This is a genomic window from Bradyrhizobium sp. Leo170 (assembly GCF_004296405.1).
In the GTDB taxonomy this organism is placed as follows: Bacteria; Pseudomonadota; Alphaproteobacteria; order Rhizobiales; family Xanthobacteraceae; genus Bradyrhizobium.
The window spans coordinates 1-2,355 of record NZ_PSRR01000621.1; the positions used below are offsets into that span (position 1 = coordinate 1).

3 protein-coding genes are annotated in these 2,355 nt (G+C 64.0%); 2 read left to right on the forward strand and 1 reads right to left on the reverse strand.

The window, feature by feature from the left end; genetic code table 11:
* Both repC and CWO89_RS43235 read left to right on the forward strand, forming a co-directional pair.
* The coding region (gene repC / locus CWO89_RS43230; RefSeq protein WP_245476840.1) for a plasmid replication protein RepC at positions 1-729 on the forward strand (729 nt) is incomplete at its 5' end.
* Positions 730-1,058: 329 nt separating this feature from the next.
* The gene (locus CWO89_RS43235) at positions 1,059-1,415 is read left to right on the forward strand and encodes a hypothetical protein (protein ID WP_130584275.1); all 357 of its coding nucleotides are present in this window, start codon (positions 1,059-1,061) and stop codon (positions 1,413-1,415) included.
* Positions 1,416-1,971: 556 nt separating this feature from the next.
* On the opposite strand, the gene CWO89_RS43245 is transcribed toward CWO89_RS43235, so the two are convergent.
* Entirely contained in the window at positions 1,972-2,238 is a 267-nt protein-coding gene (locus CWO89_RS43245) for a type II toxin-antitoxin system VapB family antitoxin (RefSeq protein ID WP_130584276.1), read from the reverse strand.
* Positions 2,239-2,355 lie beyond the last annotated feature (117 nt).

Here is a 2,355-nt window from a genome sequence, read left to right on the forward strand (position 1 = left end):
CAGGCTTACCAAGGGATCGCCGGGCGGATTCCCCGGACTGCACCACGGCAGCTCCTGGAGAGCATCGGCGGCGAGATGGAAACGCTCTGGCGCGAGATCCGTGAGCTGTTGGAAACGTTTGCGAAAACACAGAATCTGGACGCCAATGAGTCCCATTCTGGTCGCCACATACAGAATTCAAACCCAGATATTCCATCTGAATCTGAAAGAAGCCTGCCAAGGGAGAACGAAGCGGGCGGCAACGCCGCGGCGAACCACAACCTGCGGAGCTTGCCGAAACGCGAGCTGCCGCTCGGAATTGTGCTGGATGCCTGCCCCAACATGCGCTGGCTGATCAAAGGCGGCGAAATCCGGCACTGGAAGGATTTGCTGGCCGCGGCGGAGCTTGCCCGGCCGATGCTGGGGATCAGCCCGAGCGCCTGGCACGACGCGCGGGCGGTGCTCGGCGACCAGCAGGCCGCGATCACGCTGGCCGCGATCCACCAGAAAGCGGACCAGATCAGCAGCGCCGGCGGCTATCTGCGCAGCCTGACCGACCGTGCCAAGGACGGGAAATTCTCCGTCTGGCCGATGATCATGGCCTTGCTGCGTGCCAAGCTCGACGGGGCGAAGCCACTACCGCCACCCGCGGGCGGTCCCGCCAGATTCGAGCCGGGGAAGCCTAGCCAAACGGGCGCCTTTCAGGCCAGCGCCGAATTGCGCGCCTCACTGTCGAGGCGGCCGAAATGACCCGAAACCGCGCCAGGAATGACTCCGTCGTTGGAGACGACTCGGCTACGGTTTCCGGGCAGAGATGGGGGAGGGCGATTTGACCGGAGAGACGACATCCGTCGGCGGCGCGATCGCAGCGGCCCTGGAACGGGCCGAGGAGCTGCGCGGCCTCGGCGACCGCCCGGCTCGGGTGCGGATCATGACGATTTTGGCGATGATCGCTCAGGTCTCGCGATCAACGCCCGCATCGCGGCACGAACCCCGGCGGAGCATCGCGCGCAGGAAGGCCTCGGGACACGGCGTATCCCCTGGGACGAGCTCGATGCCCGCGCCGGCGAGATCGTGGCTTGGTGGACGAGGTGGTCGGCGAAATGACACTGGCCGTCCGAAACACCCCGCCATTGCCGCGGCCGAGCCGCTCGGAAGACGATCTTGAGCTTGCTGCGTTCGACGATCTGATCGACGAGATCGGGCAAACGATCACCCAGTCGGCACTTTTTGTGCTGGAGAAACATCCGGCGAAGCAGGTCTCACGGGAGCTGGGCAGCGAAGCTGCCATGTTAGCCGCACTGAAATTCGCGGCACTCGCGGCTTACACAGGCCATGTCGGACTGAACGACGCCCAGGACGAGCTCCAAATGGCGATGGGTGAGGTGATGAGGAATATGCGTGCGTCGCCTGAGTTGCCGCGTCGACGAGCCTGAATTCGTGAGTGGAGAGGGGTACGGCTTGCGCGATTTCCGCTTCCCAGGCCAAAATGACGCGACCTGGCGAGGGGCGGAGGATCCAACATGCCACTACCGGCCCGCCTCCTTCCGCAAAGCTGCCCGTCGCTATCGGAGATCCGTCTGCGCGAAGTCGCTTTCCTTGTAGAGGAGCGGGATTCGGTAGGCCTTGGCGCAGGCATAGGCGAAGCAGTCCCCGAAATTGAGCTGCGCGGGATGGTCGACCAGGCAGCTATAGGTCTGCGCCGCTTCGAGGGCCTTGCGACCATATCCGGCGAGACGGACATTTCCTGGGCGCCGAGCGAGGTGACGAATTCCCGCACCGCGGTTTCCGCCTTGGCGAGGAGGGCGGCGTCGCGCGGTAAGCCGGTTTCGCGGGCGAGCTTCGCGGCAAGCGAAAGCGATGCGGACGCCTCGAACAATACGAGGGGTGAGACGAAGAAGCCCGTTTTCGAGCCGTTCAAGCGGCCGGCGAGCTCGGGCCCATCGGGTTCGCCGCCGAGAATAGCAACAATGGCCGAGGCATCGAGGAACATCAGACGCCCCACATCTCGTCGGTGAAGGCCTTCATGTCGAAATCGTCCGTGCCGGCAAGGCCGCGCTCCGCAGCGTTGGCCCGAATGCCAGCGACGATCGCGAGAGCATTGCCGATTCGTTGGCTCGGCAGCATATTCTCGGTTTGGCGCTTGATCTCGTGCTCCAGCGCGAGGCGCACGGCTTCTGTTTTGGTCCGCGAGCCTGTCATGGCCTGGAGCCGGCTGGCGAGGTCGTCGACCTGAGCGTCACGAATGAAGAGGGGCATGAGATATCTCCTCGAAGATATCTATCATATCCAGATTTGGATATCCAAATGGCCGCGGGGAACTGCCCGTCAGCTCCGTGGGCCGTCGTGTCCGGAGGAGGGGAGGGACTGTTCCCC

Bases quoted from the DNA above. Each gene is read 5' to 3' on its own strand.
- CWO89_RS43245 (WP_130584276.1), bottom strand. From the start codon at position 2,238: ATGCCCCTCTTCATTCGTGACGCTCAGGTCGACGACCTCGCCAGCCGG.